Below are 6040 nucleotides of genomic sequence, written 5' to 3'. Positions count from 1 at the left end.
AGGCGGGTGCCGGATCGGTCCTGTTTCCCCCCGACCTGGTCGAAGCGGCGACCACCAGTCCGGAACTGGCCGGTGCCCTGGACGACCAGCGGCACCAGTTCGAAACCGGGCGGCAGTCACGACTGGGCCAGGTCGAGATCCTGCGCCAACGCATCGCCCAGCTGCGCGACCTGATCCGCGGGCGGGAAGCACAGATCCGCGAGCACGACGTCCAGCTGCGCCTGCTGGCTGACGAGACGGCCGGCATCCAGACGCTTTATGAGAAGGGCTACGCCCCGCGCACGCGGCTTCTTGCCTTGCAGCGCGCGGCGGCCGCGATCAGTGCCGAGCGGCATGCGTTCGAGGCGGAGATCGCGCGCGCGCGGACCCAGATTGGCGAGGCCGATCTTCAGATCGTGCAGGTGGCCAACGATCACCAGCGGACCGTCGCCGATCAGATCCGCGATACGCGAAGCCGCCTGGCGGAACTGACCGATCGGCGCGCGGCGACGGTCGAGGCAGCCGGTCGCGAGGAGATCCGCGCCCCGGTGGCCGGGACAGTCGTCGCCCTGGCGGTCCATACGCCGGGTGGGGTGGTCAGCCCCGGCATGACCCTGATGCAGATCGTTCCAGCCCAGGCGACGGCGCTGGTCGAGGCAACGGTCAATCCGCTGGACATCGACGTGGTGCGCGTCGGCGAGATCGCCGAGGTGCGCCTGTCCGGCGTGACCCGCCGCCTGGTCAACACGCTGGAGGGCCATGTGGTCGATGTCTCCGCCGACGCGCTGGCCGACCAGCGCACCGGCCAAGCCTATTACAGCGCGCGCATCGAGATCGACCAGGGGCAGATCGACCGGCTGGACGGAGTCCACATGATGGCAGGCATGCCGGTCGAGGTCCTGATCAAGGCGGAGGACAGAACCCTGGCCCAGTTCCTGCTGGCACCGTTGCATGACGCCATGTTCCGCGCCATGCGGGAAGACTGATCGTGAACACTGCGTCGCCGGACCGGCGGACCACGGCCCGCCTGGCCTTCGAGCGGGGGCTGGCTGCGCTGCGGGGCAAGGATCCCGCCGCCGCACTTGCCGCGTTCGACGTGGCCTTGCGCCTGGCGCCGGGGGCGGTCGAAGTCATGAACGCGCGCGGCGTGGCCCTGCGGGCCTTGAAGCGGCCGGAGGAGGCGATCGCGGCCTACACGCTCGCGTTGCGCAGCACACCGGACGATGCCGGTCTGTGGAGCAACCTGGGAATCGCGCTGAAGGATTGCCAGCGCCTGGCCAGCGCGCTGGCCTGCCTGGACCGGTCGATCGCGCTGTCGGCGCAGGTCGCCAGCGTGCATCATAACCGCGGTCTGGTCCTGACCTGGATGAACCGGCATCACGAGGCGATCGCCGCGTTCGAGCAGGCGCTGGCCCTGCAGCCTGGTGGGGGCGACGTGGCGTGGGACTTGGCGCGCGCGCGCCTGCACGTCGGTGACTACCGGCGCGGCTGGCCCGAATCCGAATCGCGCTGGGCGCTGGACCGCATCGTCCCGCGAACCCTTCCCGGGGCGCGCTGGACAGGCGAGCCCCTGGACGGGCGGCGCCTGCTGGTCGCGGGCGAGCAGGGCTTTGGCGACACGATCTGGGCGCTCCGCTTCCTGCCCAGGCTGGCGCGCCTCAACGGTCCGGTGCTGGTCGAATGCCAGCCGGACCTGATGGCGCTGGCTGCGGCGATGAACCTGCCGGTCACCCTTGTGCCGCGGGGGGATGGCGTCGCCGAGGCGGACCTGCATATTCCGATGATGAGCCTGCCTGCCTGCTTTCCGGAGCTTGAGCCTGCGAACGTGGCGCCGGTGCCCTATCTGCGGCCCATTGCCGGTCGCGGAGCCGCACTGGACCCGCTGCTCGCACAGGCAGAGGGTCGCCTGAAGGTGGGCATCGTCTGGTCGGGCAGCGTCACCTTCGGGGACAACCGCTTTCGCGCGCTGGCGATGCGTGATCTGGTCGCCGCGCTGACGGTGCCCGGCGTCCAGCTGTTCAGCCTGCAGAAAGGTCCGCCCGCACTCGAACTGACGGACGCTGCGGCAGCGGCGGGTGTGATCGACCTGGCGCCGCTGCTGGGTGATTTTGCCGACACGGCCGCCGCGGTCGCCGCCATGGACCTGGTGATCATGACGGACAGCGGCGTCGCCCATCTGTGCGGGGCTCTGGGCCGGCCCGTCTGGGTCCTGCTGGCGCACTATGCCTATTGGCTGTGGCTGGACGAGCGCGCCGACAGCCCCTGGTATCCCAGCATGCGCCTGATCCGCCAGCCGCGGCCGGGCGACTGGGCCAGCGTGCTGGATACGGCCGGGGCCGCCCTGGTGCGGCTGGCCCTGCTTCACGAGGCCCGGCACCGTGCGCCCGCGGTCATGACTGCGATCGATGCCGCCCCGGTCGCCTGAGCTGGCGATGGCGGCGACGCGCGCCAGCGCCCGGCCCGCCGCCTTTCTGCGCGGGCTGTGGCGCCTGCCGGGCCTGGCGCACGGCCTGCTGATTGCCCTGGTGGCGATCAGCATGGTGCTGAACCTCCTGGCCTTCGTCCTGCCTCTCTACTCCCTTCAGGTGTTCGACCGCGTGCTGACCGCACGCAGCCTGGAGACCCTTGTGGCCCTGACCGCCATCGCCCTCGTCCTCGTCGTGATGCAGGCGGCGCTCGACGGGATCCGCAGCCGGTTGTGCGGGCGCCTGGCGGCGCGGGTCTATGACGCCCTGGCACCGGATGTCTTCACGGCAAGTGCCCGGCGCGCGGTCGCGGATCCCGAGGCTGCGCGGACGCGTCCGCTTGCCGACCTGGACGTCGTGCGGGGCTTCCTGGCAAGTCCGGCACCTGGTGCCCTGCTCGACGCGCCGTGGACGCCGCTCTTTGTCCTGGTGCTGTTCGCGATCCATCCCTGGCTCGGCGCCACGGCGCTCGCCGGGGTTGTCCTGCTTCTCGGCGGGTCGATGGCCAGCGAGATCGCGTCCCGCCGGCTCAGCGAGCAGGCGATGACGGGGGCGGCGGCCGCGCACCTGGAGGCGGAACAGGCCCTGCGCAACGCCGATGCCCTGGCGGCGCTGGGCATGCTGCCGGCGCTGCGCGCGCGCTGGCTGCGCCGGCAATACGCGGCCCTGAACGACGGGTCGCACGCGGCGGACGGCATCAACGTCATTTCGAGTGCGACCCGGTTCATCCGCTATGCCATCCAGATCGCCATGATGGCGTTGGCCGCGTGGCTGACGCTGTTGGGCGAACTCACGCCCGGCACCGTGATCGCAGCCAGCGTGATCGCCGGGCGGGCCTTCGTGCCGGTCGAACAGGCGATCGGCTCGTGGCGCTCCATCGTGCAGGCCCGCCTTGCCTGGACGCGGTGCGTGACGCTGGTCGCCAGCCATGCAGACCGCGCAGCGCCACAGTCCGCGCTGCCGCCGCCATCGGGCGCCATTGCCCTGCGCAACCTGGTGGTGACGCCCCCGGGCGCGCCGGCGCCCATCATCCGCAATGTCACGCTGACACTGGCCCGCGGGATGTCCCTGGGGATCATCGGGCCGTCGGGGTCCGGCAAGTCGACCCTGGCGCGGGCCCTGGTCGGCGCGGTCGAGGTCCAGGGCGGCAGCGTCCTGTATGATGGCGCTGAGATCGCGCAATGGCCGGCGGACGTTCGCGGTCGCCATGTCGGCTACCTGCCCCAGGGGATCGAGCTGTTCGCCGGTACCGTCGCCGAGAACATCTGCCGCATGGGACCCGTGGACTCCCAGGCGATGCTGAAGGCCTCCGACCTCGCCCATGCCCATGAGATGATCGTCGGCCTGCCGGGTGGGTACGAGTGCTGGATCGGGGAGGGGGGGCGCTCGCTGTCCGCTGGCCAGCGCCAGCGCATCGGCTTGGCGCGCGCGCTCTATGGCGATCCTGGGCTGGTCGTCCTGGACGAGCCCAATGCCTTCCTTGACGGCGACGGTGAGCAGCTTCTGCTGCGCAGCTTCGCGCGGATCCGGGCGCAGGGCACCACCCTGGTCGTGATCGCGCACCGGCCGAGCATCATTCAGGGCCTGGATGCGGTTGCCCTGCTGCGCGACGGCCGGGTCGAGGACAGCGGCAAGCCGGCAGAGGTGTTCGAACGCCTGACCCGGGCAGCGGCAGCCAACGCGGCGCCCCTGCGCCCGGTCCAGGTCACTCCGCGCTCGGGCGGCCCTCCAAACTGAACGGCGGCCGCTGGCCGACGAAGTCCAGGATCGTCGGCAGAAGGATCGCCATCTGGAAGTCTGGCCGTGGGGCTGCCAGTTGCTGCAGCATCAGGCCGTTCATCAGGTTCAGCAGGGCATTGGCCCGAAGCCCGGTTGCGGCGTCCGTCGGACCGTCGGCGGCGAGTTCGGCTTGCAGCAGGCGCGCCAGGGTCTCGCCCCAGGTCCGCAGCGGCGCCTGCAGGCGGGGCGATCGGGCAGCATCCAGGAACAGCTCGAAGCGGGCGATCTCCCCGTCGCGCTCGGCCAGCATGCGCTGGCCGACATAGGCAGCAAATCGCGCCCATCGGGCCGGACGGTCCGACCAGTCGCTGCGATCGGCCAGGACGGCGACAACCTCGTCCATCTGGCGCGCGATCAGGGTGGCCAGGGCCTCCGCCAGCATGTCCTCGCTGGTCTCGAAATAGTACCGGGCGGAGCCATGGGCGGTCCCTGCCTCCTCCGCCACGGCCCGGTGGGTGACGCCCCGCGCGCCATGGCGTGCCAGCAGCCGCACCACCGCATCCAGCAGGGCCTGCCGCCGCTCCGTGCCCCGCGCCTGAACCGGTGTCGCCATCACCCTGCTATGCCACAGGCAAGACTGTGCGCAATGAACTTCTCCATTTGTAGGAATTTCTCTATCCTGCGCACAGCCGGTCATGGTGGGCGAGGAGGAGACAATGGGTGAAATGCCTGGAATGGCGCAGTTCGACAGGGCCTTTTTTGACAGGGCCTTTGCTGCTCTCCTGCCCATGATCGAGGCGCGACGGGAGGAGATCGAGAGGGCGCGACGCCTGCCGCCGGACCTGGTCGACGCGATCCGTGCGGCGGGGATCTTCCGCATGCATGTGCCGGTCGATGAGGGGGACTGGGCATGCCCTACCCCGATGGCGTCCATGTCCTGCGTCGCCTGGCCCAGGCCGACGGCGCCGTGGGCTGGAGCCTGATGATCAATACGGAAAGCCCGCAATTGCTGGCCCTGCTGCCCGCCGAAACCTTTGCGGCCATCTACGCCGCCGGGCCCGACGTCACGATCGCCGGGACCTTCGCCCCGCGCGGCGAGGCGACGCCGGTCGCCGGCGGCTACCGTGTCAGTGGCCGCTGGGGCTTTGCCAGCGCGTGCGAACATTCGGATTGGCTGTTCGCGAATTGCGTGGTGCCGGGGCCTGGCGGCGTCCAGGGCCTGCGCTGCATGGCGCTTCCCCGGGAGGCATGGCAGATCCATGACACCTGGCACACGCTTGGCCTGCGCGGGACCGGCAGCCAGGATATCGCCCTGGTCGACGCTTTCGTCCCCCAGGCGCAGAGCTTCGACCTGTTCGGGGGGGTGCCCTGCCGCACGGGCCCGCAGTTCGCAGGGCCGCTCCTGCAGTTCAGCATGCACATCGGCGCCGTTGCCCTGGGCATCGGGCAGGGCGCGCTGGCGGACCTGATCGGTCATGCGCAGACCGGCCGGACGCGCCTGTATGGCCGCACGGCAATGCGCGACAGCGAATTGTTCCGCTACCGGATCGGCCGCGCGGAAGCCGATCTGCGCGCGGCGGAAGCGCTGCTCGACGCGCAGGCGGCAGAGTTCTGGGCACGGGCCCAGGCGGGCACCGTGGCGCCCGACCTGCTGCCGCGCGTGCAGCAGGCCGTCGCCTGGATCGTGGAGACGGCGCAGGCAGTGGTCGACGCCTGCCACAAGGCGGGCGGCTCAGCCGGGGTCTATGACGGCTCCGCCCTGCAGCGCCGCCTTCGAGACATCCACACGCTGAGCCAGCACGCCTCGGTCCAGGAAGCGCTGTTCGCCAGCAATGGCGCGCTGCTGTTGGGGATAGACCCCGGCTTTACCGTCTAGG

Annotated in this window: 5 protein-coding genes (1 of these 5 only partly in view); 4 read left to right on the top strand and 1 reads right to left on the bottom strand. The window is 70.7% G+C overall.

The genetic code is table 11. The features are described from left to right. The 3 genes in view from ACI6GS_RS19575 to ACI6GS_RS19565 are tightly spaced (at most 7 nt apart) and all read left to right on the top strand, a layout consistent with a single transcriptional unit that may run on beyond the window. Positions 1-965 carry the 3' portion of an HlyD family type I secretion periplasmic adaptor subunit gene (locus ACI6GS_RS19575; RefSeq protein WP_439815149.1) on the top strand. Its footprint begins 367 nt before the window's first position, so only the last 965 of its 1332 coding nucleotides appear in the window; its start codon lies beyond the left edge, outside the window; it ends in the stop codon at positions 963-965. A gap of 2 nt (positions 966-967) precedes the next feature. Next, the gene (locus ACI6GS_RS19570; RefSeq protein WP_439815148.1) at positions 968-2404 is read left to right on the top strand and encodes a tetratricopeptide repeat protein; all 1437 of its coding nucleotides are present in this window, start codon (positions 968-970) and stop codon (positions 2402-2404) included. A 7-nt stretch (positions 2405-2411) separates the two neighbouring features. Continuing rightward, positions 2412-4181 carry a type I secretion system permease/ATPase gene (locus tag ACI6GS_RS19565; RefSeq protein WP_439815147.1) on the top strand — a complete coding sequence of 590 codons (1770 nt, stop codon included), beginning with the start codon at positions 2412-2414 and terminating at the stop codon, positions 4179-4181. On the opposite strand, the gene ACI6GS_RS19560 is transcribed toward ACI6GS_RS19565, so the two are convergent. After that, the gene (locus tag ACI6GS_RS19560; protein WP_439815146.1) at positions 4150-4776 is read right to left on the bottom strand and encodes a TetR/AcrR family transcriptional regulator; all 627 of its coding nucleotides are present in this window, start codon (positions 4774-4776) and stop codon (positions 4150-4152) included. The two genes, ACI6GS_RS19565 and ACI6GS_RS19560, sit on opposite strands and share 32 nt — an antisense overlap. 297 nt (positions 4777-5073) lie before the next feature. Here ACI6GS_RS19560 and ACI6GS_RS19555 point away from each other — a divergent pair, with 297 nt between their 5' ends. After that, positions 5074-6039 (top strand): acyl-CoA dehydrogenase family protein, encoded by a 966-nt coding sequence (locus tag ACI6GS_RS19555; RefSeq protein ID WP_439815145.1) that lies wholly within the window; start codon positions 5074-5076, stop codon positions 6037-6039. Position 6040: the final 1 nt, after the last annotated feature.

The organism is Zavarzinia sp. CC-PAN008 (assembly GCF_051903925.1).
Lineage (GTDB): Bacteria > Pseudomonadota > Alphaproteobacteria > Zavarziniales > Zavarziniaceae.
Note: the sequence above shows the minus strand (reverse complement) of the source record. Positions and strands in the feature narration are given on the sequence as shown.